An 18,454-nucleotide genomic window follows, 5' to 3' on the forward strand; every position below is an offset into this window, starting at 1 on the left:
GCCATGGCCGACCGCGAGAACGACCGCACGAACGACCGCCAGCGCGGCCGAGCGACACGCGAGCCCGCGCTGACGCGCCGCCAACTGCTCCTGGCGGGATCGCTGGCCACGCCGCTGGCGGTTCCGCTGGCGGGCTGCGCGGCGCCGGCCGCGGAGGGACCGTCCTCCGCGGACGTCCCGCCCGGCACGGCCGCGGCGCGGCGCTTCCGTGTCGCGTTCGGCTCCTGCGCGAAGCAGTCCAAGCCGCAGCCGATCTGGCGCGCCATCGGTGCGGCCAAGCCGGATCTCTTCCTGTTCCTCGGCGACAACCTGTATGCCGATGCGCGCGACGAGGCCACGCTGCGCCAGCGCTATGCCGAGTTCATGGCGGTGGAGCCGCTGCAGGCCTTCCGCCGCGCGACGCCGCACCTGGCGATCTGGGACGACCACGACTTCGGCGATGACGACGAGGGCGCGGATTACCCGCTCAAGCAGCTGTCGCAGCAGCTGTTCTGCGATGCCTGGGGCGAGCCGGCGGACTCGCCGCGCCGCCGCGCGGACGGCGTCTACACGAGCCAGGTGTTCGAGGCCTTCGGCCGCCGCATCCAGGTGATCCTGCCGGACCTGCGCTTCAACCGCACGATGCTGACGGCGGATCCAGCGCTGAAATCGAGCTACGCCGCGATGGTGTTGCGGGCCAAGCTCAGCGGCCAGCCGATGACGGGCTGGTACGTGCCCGATCCGCGGCCGGAGGCGACCATCCTCGGGGAGGCGCAATGGCAATGGCTGCAAGCGCAGCTGCGCGTGCCGGCGGACGTGCGGCTGATCGGGTCCAGCGTGCAGTTCGCGGCCGAGGGCAGCGGCTGGGAATGCTGGGCCAACTTCCCGCGCGAGCGGGCGCGTCTCATCGAGCTGATCCGCACGACCGGCGCCCAGGGCGTGGTGTTCCTCAGCGGCGACATGCATTACGCGGAGCTGTCCAGCGTCGAGGTCGAAGGCGGCTACCCGCTATGGGACGCGACCTCGAGCGGCCTGACCGAGGTCTGGGACATTCCCACGCCCAACCGCAACCGCCGCTCGGCGGTGATGGCGGAAGTGAACTTCGGCATCGTGGACATCGAGCCTGTCACCGAAGGAGAGGATGATCTGCGACTTCGCCTCGCGCTGTGCGACGTGAATGGAAAGGCCAAGGTGACGAAGGACCTGCTGCTGTCGGACCTGCGTCGCCACGCCAAGGAGAAGACCGCATGACCCTGTCCCGACGCGCCCTGCTCCGGACCCTGCCCGCCCTGTGCGGGCCTTTTGCCCTGAACGCCCTGGCCCAGGGCGGCATGCCGGCGACGCCGGCGCTGGATGCGCTGATGACCGCGGCGCGCAAGGAGGGCCGCGTGCACAGCCTGGGCATGCCCGACGACTGGGCCAACTGGCGCGCCACGTGGGCGGACCTGCAGCGGCTTTACGCGATCGCCCACGTCGACACCGACATGAGCAGCGCCGAGGAGATCGCCAAGATCGAGGCCGAGAAGGGCAATGCGAGCGCCGACCTGGGCGACGTGGGCTTCGAGTTCGGCGCGATCGCGAAGGCGCGCGGCATCACGCAGGCCTACCAGCCGACGACCTGGGCGCAGGTGCCGGACTGGGCCAAGGATCCCGAAGGCCATTGGGCGCTGGCCTACACCGGCACGATCGCGTTCGCGGTGAACCGCCGGCGGCTCAAGGACGTGCCGCGCAGCTGGCAGGCACTGTTCGCGTCGAAGGCGCGCGTGATGATCGGCGAGGTCGGCCGCGCGGCGCAGTCCAACGCGGCGGTGCTGGCGGCGGCGCTGGCGCTGGGCGGGGACGAGACCCGCCTTCAGCCGGCGCTGGCCGCCTTCGCGCAACTGGCGAAGGAGCGGCGCCTGATCGGCACCAACGCCACGCCGGCGCTGATGGAGCGGGCGGAGGCTGATGTCTTCCTGCTGTGGGACTTCAACGCGCTGTCCTACCGGGCCAAGCTGCCCAACGCGGCGGACTACGAGGTGCTGATCCCCTCGGACGGCTCGGTGACCAGCGGCTACACGACGATCATCAACCGCTGGGCGCCGCACCCCAACGCGGCGATGCTGGCGCGCGAGTACATCTTCAGCGACGCCGGTCAGATGAACCTGGCGCGCGGCCATGCGCGGCCGATCCGCGTCGCGCATCTGAAGCTGCCGCCGGATCTGAAGGCGCTGCTGGTGCCGGAGGCCCAGTACGCGAAGGCGCGCGCGCTCAAGCCGGCCGTGTGGACCGAGGAAGTGAAGAAGCTGCCGCGCGCGTGGCAGCGCGAGGTGCTGGGAGCGGCGCGATGAGCGAAGCGGGCCAGGGCCAGGGCCAGGGCCAGGAGCAGGCGCCTGCCGCCGCTCGGCGGCGGCTCGTCGTGCTGCTGGCCGATGGCCTTCGCGCCGACACCGCGCGCGACTACATGGGCTATCTGCAGGCGCTCAACGAAGCCGGCCGCGCGCAGTGGCGCTCGCTGCGCTGCGAGTTGCCCAGCCTGTCGCGCCCGCTTTACGCGACGGTGATCAATGGCCAGACGCCGCTGACGCACGGCATCCTGGGCAATGGCCAGGCGGGTCAGCGGCTGGCGCGCCACCTGTTCCAGGCGCTGGACGCGCGGGGCGTGCCGGCGGCGGTGGCGGCCTATCACTGGTTCTACGAGCTGCTGGCCGGCGAGGTCTTCGACCCGCTGCGCCATCGCGACGCGGTGCCCGCGGGCTGCGGCATCGCCGCGGCGCGCTGGTACTGGGAGGACGACTATCCCGACAGCCACCTGCTCGCCGACGCCGAGGCGCTGCGCCGCGCGCATCTGCCGCTGGACGGCCCGTCGCTGCTGTTCGTTCATCCGATGGGACCCGACCTCGCGGGCCATCTGCACGGCGGCGAGTCCACGCAGTACGCAATGAGCGCGCGCAAGCTCGACATGCTGCTCGCGCAGTTGCTGCCGCGCTGGCACGCGGCGGGATTCGACCTGCTGCTGACCAGCGATCACGGCATGCACGCGGACCGCATGCATGGCGGGCCGCTGCCCGTCGAGCGCGAAGTGCCGCTGGTCTGGGCGCCGCATGACGGCGCCACCGGCCTGGCGCTGCCCGAGCGGCAGACCGATGTCGCCGGCTGGATCCTCGAGCGGCTCGGCCTGGGCGGACTCGAGGGCCACGCCGATCGCGAGGACGCCGCCGCATGGCGCTGAACGCGGGCAGCGCAGGGCGCTGCGCCTGGCCCTTGCTGCTGCTCACCGGCGTTGCGCTGGTGCTGCCCTTTGGCTGGCGCGCGGCGACGATCTTCGGCGACTGCATCGGCCATGGCGACGGCTGCGCGATCGGCGAGCTCACCGCCGATGGCTACTACCTCGAAGCGGCCTGGAACACGCTGTGGCTGAGCGCGCTGTCGGCGCTGATCGGCCTGCTCATCGGCCTGGGCGCGGCGATCGCGCTGTTGCGGCTGCCCCGCATGGAGCGCCCGGTGACGCTGCTCGCGAGCCTGGGGGCCAACTTCTCCGGCGTGCCGCTCGCGGTGGCGCTGCTGTTGCTGTTCGGGGCGCAGGGCGTGGTGACGGTCTCGCTGCAATCGATGGGCCTGCCGCCGTGGATTGACCTGCAGGGCCTGGGTGGGCTGCTGCTCGCCTATGTGTGCTTCCAGGCGCCGCTGGCGGCGCTGTTGCTCATCGCGCCAGCGAGGATGCTCGATGCCTCGCTGCAAGACGCGGCAGCGACGCTGGGCGCGGGACCCGCGCTGTACTGGCGGCGCGTCGGCCTGCCGCTCCTGCTGCCGAGTCTGGTCGAGGTGGTCGGCCTGCTCTTCGCCAACGCGGCGGCGGCGTTCGCGACGCCGTTCGCGCTCAGCGGCACAGCGGCCCACGTGCTGGCGGTGCGCATCGCGTCGCTGGTGAGCGGCGACATCTTCGCGCAGCCGGAGCTCTCGGCGCTGCTGGCGCTGATCCTGTTCGCGATGCTCGCGGCGGTGCTCGGCCTGACGCGCTGGCTGGCCGCGCGGTTGCGGAAAGGGATCGCATGAGCGCCGCGCATAGGCCCCCGGTCTTCTCGGCGTTCGCGCTGGCCGCGCTGCTGATCGCCGTGCTGGTGCCAATGGCGGCGCTGCTGCTCTACGGACTGAGCGGCCGCTGGGACCGTCACTGGTGGCCGGAAGCGCCGACGCTGCGCTGGCTCGGCGAGGCCGTGCGCGACCCGCGCGTGCAGGGCGCGGTGCTGCGGACCACGGCGCTCGCCCTGGCCAGCGCCACGCTCGCGCTGATCTGCGGCGCGCTGGCAACGATCCCGGCCGCGATCGCTGCGCAGCTGGACCCGCATCCGAAAGCCGCCGCGCTGCGCCGCGCGCTCGACCTGATCGCGCTGCTGCCTTTCGCGATCGCGCCGGTGGTGATCGCGATCAGCGCGCTGGAGCTCTTCGTCGGGCGCTGGGGCGGCTGGCTGCCCTTGCCGCTGGTCTACGTGGCGGTGGTCGCGCCGACGCTGTTCCCGCTGATCCACAAGACGCTGCAATCGGCGCTCGCCCAACTGAACGCCGCCGCGCTGATCGAGGCCGGCCGCACGCTGGGCGCCAGCGACGGGCTGACGATCCGCCGCGTGCTGCTGCCGATGCTGGCGCCTGCGCTGCTGGCGGCCTTCCTGCTCGCCTGGGTGACGGCGGCGATGGAGTTCGCCATCGCCAATCTGCTGCTCGGCGGGCAACTCGAACTGCTGCAGCCGCTGATGAACAGCCTGCGCAATGCCAACGGCCATCAGGCTGCCGCGCTGATGGTGCTGGCTTTCGCTGGCGTCGGTGCAGTCGTCGCGGGGGTGGCCGCGCTGACGCGGCGCTGGACGGCTGTGGATCAACCTCGATGACTGGACGATGAGCTCGATCGCTTCTCCGACTCTTGATGGCGGTGCCGCCGCGACGGCGGACGCGCCGCACTTGGCGGTGCGCGATGCCCGGCTCGCGCTCGGCGGCCGGCCGGTGCTGCGCGGCATCGACCTCACGCTGGCGCGCGGCGAAGTGGTGGCGCTGCTCGGCGCGTCCGGCTGCGGCAAGACGACGCTGCTGCGCTCCATCGCGGGACTGCAGCGGCTGGACGAGGGATCGATCGCGATGGGCGGACGGTTCGTGCAGTCGCTGCCGCCGCAGCGGCGTGACATCGGCATGGTGTTTCAGCATTACGCGCTGTTCCCGAATCTGTCGGTGCGCGAGAACATCCGCTTCGGCCCGCTCGCTCGCGGCGAAGACGCGGCCCAGGCCGACGCGCGCGCCGATGAGTTGCTTGCGCTCATCGATCTGCAGGCCATGGCCGACCGGCTGCCGCAGGCTTTGTCGGGTGGCCAACGCCAGCGCGTGGCGCTCGCTCGCGCGCTGGCGACGCGGCCGATGCTGCTGCTGATGGACGAGCCTTTCTCCGCGCTCGACGAGCATTTCCGCCTGCCGCTGCGGCGCCAGTTCCGGCAGCTGCAGCGCGAGCTGGGTCAGAGCTGTGTGATCGTCACGCACGATCGCGAGGAAGCCTTCGAGGTTGCCGACCGCGTCGCGGTCATGTTCGACGGCGTCATCGCGCAATGCGCGTCGCCGCGCGAGCTGCGCCGGGCGCCGGCCAACCGGCGCGTCGCCGATTTCCTCGGCATGTTCAACCGGCTGGACGCGCGCACGCTGGAGGGCACGTGGCGGCGCGAGAGCGGCCACTGGATCGCGCCGGTGGAGGCGCTGATGTTGGCCGGTGACTCGCCAGACACGCAGGGCGCGCCCGCGCTGCGCTTCCCGGCGACGCTGCGCGCCAGCTATCCCGGCCAGCAACGCGTGGCTTGCGAGTTCGAAGGTCCGGGCGGTCAGACGCTCACGTTGTGGCGGCGGCACGAGGACGCCGAACTGGCCGCGGGCAGCATGGTGGAACTCATGATCGCGGAGCCCGCAATGCGGTGGATCGAGGACTGAGACGGCCCTGCTACTGCATCGCTCCAGCGCCGCCCTCGACGATCAGCCGAAGGCGATCCAGTCCCTCTTGCGTCCCCCGCATGCGCTGCTCCAGGTCGCGGTGGCCGTCGAAGTAGGCGAGCTGCTCGGTGTAGACCATGTGCGTGCCGGTGGCCATCGGCTCGAACTCGACGGTGACCAGCGACGCGGACAGCTTGCGCCCGCCCATGACCATGTCATAGGCGAAGACGATGCGGCGGCCGTCGACGATGTCGAAGAACACCTTCTCGACGAACTGGTCGCCGAGATCCGCATGGCGCGCGTGGTATGACTCTCGGCCCAGCGGACGGAAGTCCAGGCTGTAGTGAACGACGTTCTCGGGATGGCAATCGGACCATTGGCGCTTCGCATCGGGATCGGCCCAGGCGCGGAACACCGCGGCGGGGCTCGCGCGGAAGTCGCGCTCGATGACGAAGCTGGTGTGCAGCGCGGGAATGGGTGTCATCTCATTTCCTCTTGGCCTTGCCTGATTTCCTGGACGGCGCTGGTGGCGGCGGGTCTGCGGGTTCGGCGGCTTCAGCGGCCAGATAGGCCTCCAGCCGATCGAACTGTGCATTCAGACCGGCCTTGCGCTGGGCGACCCATTGCTCCATCGCCGCGAAGGCGGCAGGCACGATGCGATAGGTGCGCACGCGGCCGGCCTTCTCCGACGCCACGAGGCCGCCTCCCTCGAGCACGGCCAAGTGCTTGACCGCCGAGGGCATCGCGATGCCCAGCGGCTCCACGAGCGCCGACACCGAAGCCGGACCGGCGCCGAGCTGATCGAGCATGCGCCGCCGCGTCGCGTCGGACAACGCGAAGAACTGTCGATCCAGCAGATCCGGGTCGGGTGGAGGCGGCGGGGACTTCGGTCCCGCCGGGAGGGCCGTCACGCGCGCCATCTCAGACTTCCTCCGCGGGGCGATAGCGTTCGGGCAGCGCTTCGCGATACGGGTAGAGCTTGAAGAACGGCCTCGCTTCCTCCAGCGCGCGCAGCACGGAGGGACGCTGCATCAACCGGCCGATGTAGCCGGCAAGACGCTGCCGCGAAGCGTCGATCGGCACCAGCGTGGTCGCGTAGAACAGCGACGGCGCCGCTGCGCAGTCGGCCATGCTGAAGTGGTCACCCGCGATCCACGCGCGGCCAGCGAGGCGCTCATCCAGCAGACCGTAGGCCATCGCCAGCGTGTCGCGCGCCTTGGCGACGCCCGTCGGATCGCGTTGCGGCTCAGGGCGCATCCGGTCTCCGACGATGGCCTGCATCGGCGTCATCACGTAGGCATCGAGCAGGCGATCCATCAGCCGGACCTCAAGCGCCGCATCCATGTCGTCGGGCAGCAGGCGCTGATCAGCGCTCGCGTGATGGCGAGCGAGGTACTCAATGATCACGCTGGTCTCGGGGACCACGCGGTCGCCGTCGATCAGCAGCGGCATCTTTCCCGTCGGCCAGCGCGCCAGGAAGGCCTCGCGCTGGGCTCGGTCGCCCAGGTCCAGGAAGCGCCGCTCGACCTCGATGCCCATTTCGTCCAAGGCGATCATCACCTTGTGGCAATAAGAGGAAAGCGGATGGAAGTACAGGCTCAGGGACATCGGAGCACCTCGATAGTTTCCGGATGAGGAAAGTTTAACCAATACTTTCCCGACTGTCTAACTATCCAAGACACACCGGCTCGAAGAGGGTTGTCACCTTCCAAGTTAGGGGGATCGCTTGACCTGTTGGTCGCCTAACTTTCCTGGCCCTCGATTCGAGGCTTGAACGGAGGATGTCATGAAGAACATCGTAGTGAAGGCGTTGTTGGCGATCGGTTTCTGCGGCGTGATGGCGATGGCGCCGGTGCGTGCAGGTGACTGGCCCATGACGCAGGGCGATTTCTGGGAAGTCACCGGCGTGCATCTGAAGGATGGCGGCGCGCTGTCCTATGCGCAGTTCCTGGCGAAGGACTGGAAGGCGGATCAGGAGTTCGCCAAGTCCAAGGGCTGGATCAAGGACTACATGATCATGGCCAACGCCTACCCCAGGAAGGGCGAGCCCGATCTCTACCTCGTGGTGAGAACCGAGCGCCTGCCCACCGGCGCCGAGGGCGAGAAGCGCAACGACGAGTACCTCGCCTGGCGCAAGAAGACCGAGGCGCAGATGCAGAAGGAGAGCGGCAACCGGCTCGAGTTCCGCGACATCGGCAGCTCGATGCTGCTGCAGGAGTTGAAGTTCAAGTGAGCGCGGCGCGGGTCGCTTCCAGCGGCCCGCCTCTGCACATCAATCAGGCCGGCGCGGACGACTCGCGAAGCGCCACGAGCTTCTCGTTCATCCTCGCGAAGCGCGGACTCGGCAGCGCCGCGAAGTCCGCACGCGGCATCCAGCGCACGCCCTTCACCTCCGCCCATTGCGGCTGCACCGGCTGCGTGGAGTCGGCCGCGAAGAGATAGATGAAGTCATGGTGCAGGTGGTCGCCCTCGCCCTTCGCGGGGTTGGCCCGGATTGCGTGCGACTCGACATCGAAGGGGAGCGCGCCCCCTGCGCCCGCCGGCCACGGCGCAAAGCGCTCCACGCCGGTTTCCTCCCGGACCTCGCGCGCCGCTGACACGTCCAGTCGATCGGCGCCTTCGTGATGGCCGCCCGGCTGCAGCCAGCGGTCGAGCACCTTGTGGTGAATCATCAGCACCATGTCGGCCCGCGCGTCGTAGACGATGCCGCTCGTGGTCACGTGCCCGCGCATGTTGGCGCGGGCGAAGACGTCGGCAGGATCTTCCAGCAATTGCGCCATCAGCGCGCCGAGCTCCTCACGCTCCCGCGGATGCGCCTCCAGGTAGCGGTTCAGTTGATCGAGCGCGTGAGCGCGCAGGTCCGAAGCGGTCATGGAGCGGCAAAGCATTGAAGTGAGCGGACCGACATTCTGTTGCCATCTCGTCCCCTCGCGGCGAAGCGGCTCGCCCCCGCGAGCACCCCGCCTCGGGAACGGGTTTTGCCTTGAGCCCGGACCCCGTCCCGCGCAACATCGCCAGAACGACGAACAAGGAGGACTCGATGGAAGCCGCATCCCTGAAACTCGGACTCGTCGGCAACTGCGCGGTCAGTGCGCTGATCGACGACCGCGCCCGCGTGGTCTGGTGCTGCGCACCCCGCTTCGACGGCGATCCGGTCTTCCACGCGCTCATCGACTCCCCCGAAGGCATCGGCCCCGACGGCACGTTCCAGGTCTTGCTGGAAGATTTCTCCCATAGCGAGCAGTCCTACGACCACGGCACCGCCGTGTTGCGCACCCGCCTCCACGACCGGCACGGCAACGCGATCGAGATCACCGATTTCATGCCGCGCTTCTTCCTCAACGACCGCCCCTATCGCCCGATGATGCTGGTGCGCCGCATGCGCCCCATCCAGGGCCATCCCCGCATCCGCGTCATCCTGCGCCCGGTCATCCAGTGGGGCTCCGCCCACCCCGCCCGCACCCGCGGCAGCAACCACCTGCGCTTCGTCGGCCCGGAAGGCACCATCCGCCTGACCACCAATGCGCCGCTGACCTACGTGCAGGAGGAGACCGCCTTTTCGCTCGACATGCCGATGAGCTTCGTCTTCGGCCCCGACGAGACGCTGGATCGCGGCGTCGAGGACATCGCCCGCGTGCTCGAGGAAAAGACCATCGCCTACTGGCGCGACTGGACGCGGCGCCTGGCGATCCCGCTCGAGTGGCAGGAAGCCGTGATCCGCGCCGCCATCACGCTCAAGCTCTGCCTCTACGAGGAGACCGGCGCCATCGTCGCCGCGATGACCACCAGCGTGCCCGAAGCCCCCCACACCCAGCGCAACTGGGACTACCGCTATTGCTGGCTGCGCGACGCGTTCTTCGTCGTGCGCGCGCTCAACAGCCTGTCCGAGACCGGCACGATGGAGGACTACCTGCGCTGGATGCGCAACATCATCGGCCAGTCCAAGGACGGCCACGTGCAGCCGCTCTACGGCATCGGGCTGGAGGCCAAGCTCACCGAGCACCTCGTCCCGCATCTGCGCGGCTATCGCGGCATGGGGCCGGTGCGCGCGGGCAACCAGGCCTTCGAGCACTTCCAGCACGACGTCTACGGCAACATCGTGCTGGGCTCCGCGCAGGCCTTCTTCGATCACCGCCTGCACCAGCGCGCCGGCATCGACGAGTTCGCGCTGCTGGAGCGCGCCGGCGAGCAGGCCTTCGCGATCCACGACAAACCCGATGCCAGCATGTGGGAGCTGCGCACGCGCGCCCGCGTCCACACCTCGTCGGTGCTGATGAACTGGGCCGCCTGCGACCGGCTCGCCAAGATCGCGCGCGTGCTCGCGCTGCCGCAGCGCGCCGCGCTCTGGCAGGATCGCGCCGACCTCATCAAGCGCAAGATCCTGGACAACGCCTGGAGCGACCACCGCAAGGCCTTCGTCGAGAGCTTCGGCGGCAAGGACCTCGATGCCAGCGTGCTGCTGATGACGGAGGTCGGCTTCATCGATCCGCGCGATCCGCGCTTCATCAGCACCGTGGACGCGCTCGAGGCCTCGCTGTGCGACGGCCCCTACATGCGCCGCTACGAGGCGCCCGACGACTTCGGCAAGCCCGAGACCTCGTTCAACATCTGCGCGTTCTGGCGCATCGATGCGCTGGCCCGCATTGGCCGCGTCGACGAGGCGCGCGAGATCTTCGAGGCGCTGCTGGCGGCGCGCAACCACCTCGGCCTGCTGTCCGAGGACACGCATCCGGTCACCGGCGAGCTCTGGGGCAACTTCCCGCAGACCTATTCGATGGTGGGCATCATCAACGGCGCGATGCGGCTCTCGCGTCCGTGGGAATCGCAGATCTGAGCGCGCTCAGTTCAGCAGCACGCGGCGTCCCAGCGCCGCCAGCGGACGCGCCACCGCGCGCTGCAGGCCAGGCTTGAGCAGCAGCGGCTTGAGCATCATGCGCACCGCCAGATCCATCGGCAGATTGGCGCTGACCAGTTGGATGGCCTCTTGCGCGAGCGCGTCCGCATTGGCGATCGGCGCGGGACCGCCATCGGGCGCGCCGGTGCGCAGCCGCGCGTTGACCGCGTGACGCAGCGCGATGGTGGCGTCCTCGCGGCGCAGCTCCAGTGCCCGGCGCACCAGCGCCGCGATCACCTGGCCGCGATGCAGCCCTTCGATCTCGCGGTACTTCAGGAAGAAGGAATAGAAGTTCTTGTAATGCCGCACCTCGTCGCAGCGGATGCGCCAGAAGAGGTCGCGCAGCACCGGCTCGTCGCAGGCTTCGTAGAGCGCCTGGTAGTAGGTGGTCGTGCCCATCTCGACGATGCAGCGCGCCACCATCTCCTGCCCGCGCGTGGGCTCGAGCTCGTCCATCGTGCACAGCCGCGCGTACTCCTCGAAGAAGCCGGCATACGCCGTCTCCCAATCGAAGCCCGGCCACACCTGCCGCACATAGGCCTTCAGCGCGGCGCCGTGCTGCAGCTCCTCAGGCTCCCAGTGGTCGCGCAGCCAGCCCGCGACGGCGGGGTCGTCGTCGAAGTGCTCGATCAGGTTGCGGGTGTAGGTGTCGCTGCCGCTCTCGATGAAGGAGGCGCTGCACACCAGCAGGAACAGCGCGTCGTGGTCGCGCACGAGGCCGGTGTCGACGCGGGACAGCGCCAGGTCGGCCAGGGACCAGTGGGTCGAGGACATGGGGGCGATCATGCCTGAAGGGCGGGCAATCGGCATGCGGGGGCTTTGGGCCGCGCGGGCCGCGCGGCGCGCAGAATGGCCCGGCCCCTCCGCTTCCTGCCCCGATGCCTAAACGCTCCTCCCCCGCCGCCCTGCGCAAGGCCTGGCAGCAAGGCCTGAACGCCGTCACGGGCCAGGTCTTGCGCGCCGCCCGGAGCGCGGCGGACACCGTCGCCCGCGAGGCTGTCCCCAGCCTGCAGAAGACCCCTTCCCATCCGTCGCCCGGGCTGGGCGACTGGATCGCCGGCGTGGCATCCGGACGCGCGGGAATGCGGCGTTACCGGCTCTTCCGGCCCAGGGGGCTCGCGCCCGGGGCGCGGGTGCCGCTGCTCGTCATGCTGCATGGCTGCGGGCAGGATCCCGCCGGCTTCGCCCGCAGCACGCGGATGAACCGCCTGGCCGCGCGCGAGGGCTTCCTGGTGCTCTACCCGGAGCAGAGCCGCCTGGCCAATCCGCAGCGCTGCTGGAACTGGTTCGACACCGAGTCCGGACGCGCCCAGGCCGAGGCGGCGTTGATCCTCGCCGCCATCGATCAGGTCTGCCTGCTCTACCCCGCCGATCGCGAACGCGTCGCCCTCGCGGGGCTGTCCGCGGGCGCCGGCATGGCGGCGCTGCTCGCGACGCTCCATCCGGCGCGCTTCAAGGCCGTGGCGATGCATTCGGGCGTCGCGCCCGGCCTGGCGAGTTCAGCCACCACCGCGCTGCGCGCGATGCGCGGCAGGGCGATGCCCGCGGAGACCGCGCCCCTTCCCGCCAGTGATCAGTGGCCGCCGCTGCTCGTGATCCAGGGCACGCAGGACAAGGTCGTGGCGGCCACGAACGGCGTGGAGGCCGTGCGGCAGTGGTCGCAGGCACACGGCGTCTCGACGCAGGAGTCGCGCACCGTGCAGCGCGGGCGCCGCCGGCCGATGATCGTGACGGACTTCAAACGCGGCCGCAACATCGCCGCGACGCTCGTCGTCATCGAGGGTCTCGGCCATGCATGGAGCGGCGGGACCGCCAAGGCCCCGTTCAGCGATCCGGAAGGCCCGGACGCGACGGCAATGATCTGGCGCTTCGTCGCGAAGCGCTTCAGGGCGTGAGCCCGCTCGCGCTGAACAGCTCGCGCCACTCGCGCTGCTGCTCGCCGAACTGGCGCCACGCCTCCTCGGCCAGCGCTTGATGGCGCTCGGCGTCGGCCGCCGCGCCCAGCAGGCGGAAGGTCTGCGTCAGGCGGCTGTGCGTGATCGCGCGGTCGTCCAGCTCGCAGTCGGGATCGAGCTCGATCTCGGCCTCACGCGCCTGGTGCAGCGCCAGCTCGCGCTGGCCCAGGTTGGCGCGGCACCAGGCCAGGTCCGACAGCAGGCTGCTGCCCAGCCGCTCCAGGCCCAGCGACATCGCCTGCGGCAGATGCTCCTCATACAGGCGGCGCGCTTCATCGAACTCGCCCTGCACCGTCAGCACCTGCGCGCGCAGGACCGGCGTCAGGTCGACCATGAACACCGCGCCGACCGCCTCGTCGAAGTGATGCATCGAGTCGACCGTCAGCAGCAGTTCGGACCCGCGCGCCACCTGGCCCGACAGGCTCTCGCGGCGCAGCTGCGACGCGCGCATGCCCGACATGTTGAACATCAACGCCGACAGCGACGCATCGTCGCCCTCCATCGCGGCATGGCGGCGGGCGCGGATGTACCAGCGCTGCGCCATCTCGATGTCGCCGGCGTAGTGCCAGCCCACGCCCATCGCCATCGCCAGGCGCGCCAGCGCGACGTTGTCCTCGGGACGCGCTTCGTCCAGGCAGCGCTTCGCATGCGCGACCAGCTGCGCCGGGTCGTGGCGGATGAAGGCCAGCTGCGCCAGCCAGGCCGAGGCCAGCACGCGTACCTCGATCAGCGACGGCGCGGTGCTGGCGATCGCATGCGCCCGCTGGATGCGGTCCCAGGCCTGCTGCGCGACAAAGCCGTTGTAGTAGCTCATCAGGCCCTCGGCCATGTGCAGCCAGGCCCCGATCTCGGGATGCGGATGCTGGAACGACAGCTGATGCAGCGCGGTGAGCGCCTCGCGCGCCTCGGACACCGCGCCATGCCGCGCCAGCAGCATCGCGCGCTTGGCCCGCGCCGCGGCCGACGCCATCGGCGACGAGGCGGCGGCGATCTGCTTTTCCAGCTGCTTGAGCAGCCGGGACTTGATCACCTGCGGGAAGGAGGAGTCGGGCGGGGCGTCTGACATGCCGGCCTCAGCGCGTCAGCCGTTCGAGCGCTTCCTGGTACTTGGCGGCCGTGTTGGCGATGACGTCCGCGGGCAGCGCCGGCGGTGGCGCGACCTTGCCCCAGGGCTGGCCGCCGACCGTCGCCTGCTCCAGCCAGTCGCGCAGGAACTGCTTGTCGTAGCTCGGCGGATTGCTGCCGACCGCGTAGCTTTCCGCCGGCCAGTAGCGCGAGGAATCCGGCGTCAGCACCTCGTCCATCAGCGTCAGCGTGCCGTCGGCGTCCAGGCCGAACTCGAACTTGGTGTCCGCGATGATGATGCCCTTGGTCAGCGCGTAGTCCGCGGCGCGCTGGTACAGCTGGATCGCGATGTCGCGCACCTGCTCGGCCATCTCGCGGCCGATGATCTCGGAGCAGCGCTCGAAATCGATGTTCTCGTCGTGGTCACCCATCTCGGCCTTGGTGGCGGGCGTGAAGATCGGCTGCGGCAGCTTGCTGGCGTTCTGCAGGCCGGCCGGCAGCGCGACGCCGCAGACCTTGCCGCTGGCCTTGTACTCGGACCAGCCGCTGCCGGCCAGGTAGCCGCGCACCACCGCCTCGATGGGCAGCGGCTTCAGGCGCTTGACCAGCATCGCGCGGTCGCGGACCTGGTCCTGCTCGGCCTCGGTGACCACCGACAGCGGATCGTCGCCGGTCAGGTGGTTGGGGACGATGCCCGCCAGCTTGTCGAACCAGAACAGCGCCATCTTCGTCAGCAGGGCGCCCTTGCCGGGAATCGGCTCGCTCATGATGACGTCGAAGGCCGAGATGCGGTCCGACGCGATCATCAGGATGCGGTCGCTGCCCACCGCGTAGTTCTCGCGCACCTTGCCGCGCGCGATGAGGGGAAGGGAGGTCAGCGAGGAAGTGTGCAGGGCGGCGGTCATGGCGTTCGGTCGGACGGAACCGGAGGGAAAGCGGGGATTCTAGAGGCGGCGCATGAATCGCCGCCGCCCGCGCGCCCCGCCGATCGGGGTCACAGCGCGTCGAAGCCGGTGTAGCGGGCGATGAAGCGCGCCTTGCCTTCGCGCTCGAAACGGGCCTCGTCCCAATCGCCCTCGTCGAGCAGGGCAGCGCCGGCCGTGAACAGGTAGGTCCAGGCCCGCTGCCAGTTGCCGTCGGCGAGCGTCACCAGGACCTCGTGGCGCTCGTAGTCGCCGCCCTCGAAGCGGTCCAGCCGCGCCCAGGCGGGCTCTGGCACGTCCAGGTAGAGCCGGCCGACGACCTGGTGACCGGGCGACGGCACCATCGCTGGATAGTCGTGTCCGCGCACCGGATGGCGCGCGTGGTCGGCCAGCGTGGCGGCGTGCGGCGGCGCGAACGGGGCGGTGACGCCGCAGACGCGGGCCATGATGTCCGGCCACATCAGCGTGCCGTAGGTGAAGACATGCGCCATGGACGGAATGGAACGTACAGGGCCAAAACGAAAGAACCGGCGCGAGGCCGGTTCCGGGACGGTCTTACTGGACCACTTGCGCCAGCTCGCCGCGGGCATAGGCGGCGGCGATTTCAGTCAGCGGGCGGGGCTTGATCCTGGACGCCTGGCCTTCGCAGCCGAACTCCAGATAACGCGCCTTGCAGACCAGCTTGGCCGCTTCACGCGCCGGCTTGAGCCACTCGCGCGCGTCGAACTTGTCCGGGTTCTCGGCCAGGAACTTGCGCACCGCGCCGGTCATCGCCAGGCGGATGTCGGTGTCGATGTTGATCTTGCGCACGCCATGCTTGATGGCTTCCTGGATCTCCTCGACCGGCACGCCGAAGGTCTCCTTCATCTGGCCGCCGTACTGGTTGATGATCGCCAGCAGTTCCTGCGGCACGCTCGACGAGCCATGCATCACCAGGTGGGTGTTGGGGATGCGCTTGTGGATCTCCTTCACGCGCGAGATCGCCAGGATGTCGCCGGTGGGCTTGCGCGAGAACTTGTAGGCGCCATGGCTGGTGCCGATGGCGATGGCCAGCGCGTCCAGCTGCGTGGCCTTGACGAAAACGGCGGCTTCTTCCGGGTCGGTCAGCATCTGGCTGTGGTCCAGCTTGCCCGCGGCGCCGATGCCGTCTTCCTCGCCCGCGTCACCGGTTTCCAGGTTGCCCAGGCAGCCCAGTTCGCCCTCGACGGTCACACCGACCTTGTGCGCCATCTCGACGACGCGGCGCGTGACGTCCACGTTGTAGTCGAAGCTGGCCGGCGTCTTGCCGTCGTCCATCAGCGAGCCGTCCATCATCACCGAGCCGAAGCCCAGGTTGATCGCGCCCTCGCAGACCTTGGGGCTGGTGCCGTGGTCCTGGTGCATCACCAGCGGGATGTGCGGATAGGCCTCGACCGCGGCCTGGATCAGGTGCTTGATGAAGGGCTCGCCGGCGTACTTGCGGGCGCCGGCGCTGGCCTGCAGGATCACCGGAGCGCCGACCTCGTCGGCAGCGGCCATCACGGCCTGCACCTGCTCCAGGTTGTTGACGTTGAACGCCGGAATGCCGTAGCCGTGTTCGGCCGCGTGGTCCAGCAGCTGGCGCATCGAGACGAGTGCCATGAGAGTTCTCCGGGGAAGTGAAAAATCCTTGGGCCGCGGACGGCACCGAGCCTTCGCCGTAACCGCGCCGTAACTGGGCGGGATTCTAGCCAGCCGTCATGACCGGCTCTGTAACGAAGCTCGGGTTCCCCCGGCATCCCCCCGGACGGGGGTCTGCGCGCTTGCGCGGCGGCGGACGCGGCCGGTAGGCTCTCGCCCGGGCGGCCCGCTCCCGTCGGAGCAAGCCTCGTGCCTTGCCCCGCCCCGGCCGCCGAGGACCGCCCGCCGCTCCCCTGCCAGGACATTCATGACCCGTCTCGCGATCGATCAGCTGACGCTGTGGATCACCGCCGCCGCCAACGAGCATTCGCTGGACCTGCCCGCCCATGTCGAGGAGCGCACCGGCGCCAGCCACCGCGCGACGCTGGCCGCGCTGCGCCGGCTGGTCGACGCGCACTGGCTGACCCGCTCGGGCACCGCCCGGCGGCCGGTCTACGGCCCGGGCGCGCTGCGGCAGGTGGCGCGCAGCTACACGCTGCATGGGCTGATGGAGGACGTGGTCTGGCAGCGCGACTTCGCGCCCCACTTCGCGCTGCCGCGCCCGATCGCCCGGATGATCCAGCACGGTTTCACCGAACTGGTGAACAACGCCATCGACCACAGCGGCGGCACCAGCGTCACGGTCTCGCTGCGGCAGACGCCGACGCATGCGCAGCTGCTGATTTCCGACGACGGCTGCGGCGTCTTCGAGCGCATCCGCGACACCTACGAGCTGACCGACGCCCGCCACGCGATGCTGGAGCTCAGCAAGGGCCGGCTCACCACGCAGCCGCAGGCGCATACCGGGCGCGGGCTGTTCTTCAGCTCGCAACTGGCGGACGTGTTCGACATCCACGCCAACGGCCGCGCGTTCCAGCGCCGCGCCTGGGAAGGCAACGCCTGGAAGGACGCCAAGGGCCTGCCGCGCCAGGGCAGTTCGATCTACATGGCGATCTCGCTCGAAAGCACGCGCACGCTGGAACAGGTGCTGGGCCAGTGGAGCGTGGACGGCAGCGGCATCGCCTTCGACCAGACCCGGGTGATGCTGAACCTGGTCGTGAGCGAGGGGCAGATGCTGGACTCGCGCGCGCAGGCACGGCGCGTGGCGGCGCGCCTGCCGCAGTTCAAGCGCGCGGAGGTGGATTTCGCCGGCGTCGAGGATGTCGGCCACGCCTTCGCGGACGAGCTGTTCCGTGTGTTCGCGCGGGCGCACCAGGACGTGGAGCTGGTGCCCCTGAACATGACACCGCGCATCGCCGCGCTGGTGCAGGCGGCGCGCGGCGCCTGAGTCGCTGGGGCCTGCGGCGCCTCAGAGATCGCTGTCGACCAGCGCCTGGATCGCCGCGCGGCTCTTGTGGATCGCGCCGTCCAGGCGCGGCAGCAGCGCCGCCAGCGCGCTGCCCTGCGCGGCACCGAAGAGGATCCCCTCCTCCACCAGCGGCCTGGGCAGCACGCGCAGTTGGGCGCCGGAGCGCAGCCGGTGCAGCCGGCGCTCCAGCGCCGCGGCGCTGCCGCGATGGGTGGCGATCATCGCGTCGCAGCGGCCCGCCATCAGCATGCGGGCGCGGCTCTCGAGATCGCTGCCGCCGCTCTCGACGCGGAACAGCGTGCGGCGGCCGTCCTCGAAGGCCTCCCCATAGCTGGCGCCACGCTGCGTGCACAGGGCCAGGCCGCGCAGGTCCTCGAGGCGCTCGAAGGTGATCGGCCGGGAGGCCGGCACGGCGAGCCAGCCGCGGCTGATGAACGCCGGCTGGCTGTAGCTGAAGCGCTTGTCGCGCGCCGGGCTGCGCGAGAGGCCGAAGACCAGGTGCTGGCCGAGCTCCGCGCCCAGCAGCGCGCGAGGCCACGGCAGCAGCTGCAGCTCCCACTCCAGGCCCGCCGCGTCGCCGATGAGCTTGAGCAGCGGCAGCACGAAGGGCTTGTGCGTCTGATCGCCGATGGCCAGGCGGATGCGCTCCGGTTCGGGCGCCGCGCCCGGCTGGGCAGGCACGCAGGCCGAGCCCGCCGCGGCCGCGCCGCCGATCAGCAGGTCACGGCGGCGGCATGGCATCGTGCGCGGT

Annotated in this window: 20 protein-coding genes; 10 read left to right on the top strand and 10 right to left on the bottom strand. The window is 70.2% G+C overall.

All coding sequences use genetic code 11. The annotated features are described in order from the left end of the window. Nucleotides 1–3: 3 nt before the first annotated feature. The 6 genes from ABDW61_RS08860 to ABDW61_RS08885 are packed head-to-tail and all read left to right on the top strand — an operon-like array spanning nucleotide 4 to nucleotide 5,919. Complete coding sequence (locus tag ABDW61_RS08860; RefSeq protein WP_343638083.1) at nucleotides 4–1,230, top strand: alkaline phosphatase D family protein; 1,227 nt, start codon at nucleotides 4–6, stop codon at nucleotides 1,228–1,230. Continuing rightward, entirely contained in the window at nucleotides 1,227–2,309 is a 1,083-nt protein-coding gene (locus ABDW61_RS08865) for an extracellular solute-binding protein (protein ID WP_343638084.1), read from the top strand. The genes ABDW61_RS08860 and ABDW61_RS08865 overlap by 4 nt, the downstream gene beginning before the upstream one ends. After that, on the top strand, nucleotides 2,306–3,190 hold the full coding sequence (locus ABDW61_RS08870) for an alkaline phosphatase family protein (RefSeq protein WP_343638085.1): 885 nt from the start codon (nucleotides 2,306–2,308) through the stop codon (nucleotides 3,188–3,190). The genes ABDW61_RS08865 and ABDW61_RS08870 overlap by 4 nt, the downstream gene beginning before the upstream one ends. Beyond that, nucleotides 3,181–4,014 carry a hypothetical protein gene (locus ABDW61_RS08875; RefSeq protein WP_343638086.1) on the top strand — a complete coding sequence of 278 codons (834 nt, stop codon included), beginning with the start codon at nucleotides 3,181–3,183 and terminating at the stop codon, nucleotides 4,012–4,014. Before ABDW61_RS08870 ends, ABDW61_RS08875 begins: the two co-directional genes overlap by 10 nt. Then, entirely contained in the window at nucleotides 4,011–4,844 is an 834-nt protein-coding gene (locus ABDW61_RS08880) for an ABC transporter permease subunit (protein WP_343638087.1), read from the top strand. The genes ABDW61_RS08875 and ABDW61_RS08880 overlap by 4 nt, the downstream gene beginning before the upstream one ends. Before the next feature lie 7 nt (nucleotides 4,845–4,851). Next, nucleotides 4,852–5,919 carry an ABC transporter ATP-binding protein gene (locus ABDW61_RS08885; RefSeq protein ID WP_343638088.1) on the top strand — a complete coding sequence of 356 codons (1,068 nt, stop codon included), beginning with the start codon at nucleotides 4,852–4,854 and terminating at the stop codon, nucleotides 5,917–5,919. Between the two features lie 10 nt (nucleotides 5,920–5,929). Here the strand turns inward: ABDW61_RS08885 and ABDW61_RS08890 are convergent, their stop codons facing one another. From ABDW61_RS08890 to ABDW61_RS08900, 3 genes are read right to left on the bottom strand one after another with little or no spacing between them, the layout of a single operon-like run. Beyond that, complete coding sequence (locus tag ABDW61_RS08890) at nucleotides 5,930–6,403, bottom strand: SRPBCC family protein (protein WP_343638089.1); 474 nt, start codon at nucleotides 6,401–6,403, stop codon at nucleotides 5,930–5,932. A 1-nt stretch (nucleotide 6,404) separates the two neighbouring features. Further along, nucleotides 6,405–6,830 (bottom strand): metalloregulator ArsR/SmtB family transcription factor, encoded by a 426-nt coding sequence (locus ABDW61_RS08895; protein ID WP_343638090.1) that lies wholly within the window; start codon nucleotides 6,828–6,830, stop codon nucleotides 6,405–6,407. A 10-nt stretch (nucleotides 6,831–6,840) separates the two neighbouring features. Next, on the bottom strand, nucleotides 6,841–7,527 hold the full coding sequence (locus tag ABDW61_RS08900; RefSeq protein ID WP_343638091.1) for a glutathione S-transferase family protein: 687 nt from the start codon (nucleotides 7,525–7,527) through the stop codon (nucleotides 6,841–6,843). Nucleotides 7,528–7,705: 178 nt separating this feature from the next. Between ABDW61_RS08900 and ABDW61_RS08905 the strand changes: the two genes are divergently transcribed. Next, on the top strand, nucleotides 7,706–8,152 hold the full coding sequence (locus ABDW61_RS08905) for a hypothetical protein (RefSeq protein ID WP_343638092.1): 447 nt from the start codon (nucleotides 7,706–7,708) through the stop codon (nucleotides 8,150–8,152). Between the two features lie 43 nt (nucleotides 8,153–8,195). Here ABDW61_RS08905 and ABDW61_RS08910 read toward each other — a convergent pair whose 3' ends face one another. Further along, nucleotides 8,196–8,792 carry an NUDIX domain-containing protein gene (locus tag ABDW61_RS08910; protein ID WP_343638093.1) on the bottom strand — a complete coding sequence of 199 codons (597 nt, stop codon included), beginning with the start codon at nucleotides 8,790–8,792 and terminating at the stop codon, nucleotides 8,196–8,198. Nucleotides 8,793–8,959: 167 nt separating this feature from the next. On the opposite strand from ABDW61_RS08910, the gene ABDW61_RS08915 reads away from it, so the two are divergent. Beyond that, on the top strand, nucleotides 8,960–10,753 hold the full coding sequence (locus ABDW61_RS08915; RefSeq protein ID WP_343638094.1) for a glycoside hydrolase family 15 protein: 1,794 nt from the start codon (nucleotides 8,960–8,962) through the stop codon (nucleotides 10,751–10,753). Nucleotides 10,754–10,759: 6 nt separating this feature from the next. Here ABDW61_RS08915 and ABDW61_RS08920 read toward each other — a convergent pair whose 3' ends face one another. Then, on the bottom strand, nucleotides 10,760–11,587 hold the full coding sequence (locus ABDW61_RS08920) for a ferritin-like domain-containing protein (RefSeq protein ID WP_343638095.1): 828 nt from the start codon (nucleotides 11,585–11,587) through the stop codon (nucleotides 10,760–10,762). A 104-nt stretch (nucleotides 11,588–11,691) separates the two neighbouring features. Between ABDW61_RS08920 and ABDW61_RS08925 the strand changes: the two genes are divergently transcribed. Beyond that, nucleotides 11,692–12,708: a PHB depolymerase family esterase gene (locus ABDW61_RS08925; protein ID WP_343638096.1), complete on the top strand. Its 1,017-nt coding sequence runs from the start codon at nucleotides 11,692–11,694 to the stop codon at nucleotides 12,706–12,708. Here the strand turns inward: ABDW61_RS08925 and ABDW61_RS08930 are convergent. The 4 genes from ABDW61_RS08930 to fba all read right to left on the bottom strand — a co-directional run bounded on the left by ABDW61_RS08930 (nucleotide 12,698) and on the right by fba (nucleotide 16,376). After that, nucleotides 12,698–13,834: a hypothetical protein gene (locus ABDW61_RS08930; RefSeq protein WP_343638097.1), complete on the bottom strand. Its 1,137-nt coding sequence runs from the start codon at nucleotides 13,832–13,834 to the stop codon at nucleotides 12,698–12,700. The two genes, ABDW61_RS08925 and ABDW61_RS08930, sit on opposite strands and share 11 nt — an antisense overlap. Nucleotides 13,835–13,841: 7 nt before the next feature. Further along, nucleotides 13,842–14,738 (bottom strand): phosphoribosylaminoimidazolesuccinocarboxamide synthase, encoded by an 897-nt coding sequence (locus tag ABDW61_RS08935; protein WP_343638098.1) that lies wholly within the window; start codon nucleotides 14,736–14,738, stop codon nucleotides 13,842–13,844. A gap of 89 nt (nucleotides 14,739–14,827) precedes the next feature. Next, a complete protein-coding gene (locus ABDW61_RS08940; RefSeq protein ID WP_343638099.1) occupies nucleotides 14,828–15,247 on the bottom strand; it encodes a gamma-glutamylcyclotransferase family protein in 420 nt (139 codons plus the stop codon). 64 nt (nucleotides 15,248–15,311) lie between these two features. After that, nucleotides 15,312–16,376, bottom strand: a complete 1,065-nt coding sequence (fba, locus tag ABDW61_RS08945) for a class II fructose-bisphosphate aldolase (protein WP_343638100.1) — start codon at nucleotides 16,374–16,376, stop codon at nucleotides 15,312–15,314. Nucleotides 16,377–16,662: 286 nt separating this feature from the next. Between fba and ABDW61_RS08950 the strand changes: the two genes are divergently transcribed. Next, complete coding sequence (locus ABDW61_RS08950) at nucleotides 16,663–17,682, top strand: DUF4325 domain-containing protein (protein WP_343638101.1); 1,020 nt, start codon at nucleotides 16,663–16,665, stop codon at nucleotides 17,680–17,682. Nucleotides 17,683–17,703: 21 nt separating this feature from the next. On the opposite strand, the gene ABDW61_RS08955 is transcribed toward ABDW61_RS08950, so the two are convergent. Further along, entirely contained in the window at nucleotides 17,704–18,444 is a 741-nt protein-coding gene (locus ABDW61_RS08955) for a transporter substrate-binding domain-containing protein (protein WP_343638102.1), read from the bottom strand. Nucleotides 18,445–18,454 lie beyond the last annotated feature (10 nt).

The sequence above is a fragment of the Roseateles sp. genome, assembly GCF_039595595.1.
Classification (GTDB): domain Bacteria; phylum Pseudomonadota; class Gammaproteobacteria; order Burkholderiales; family Burkholderiaceae_C; genus Roseateles.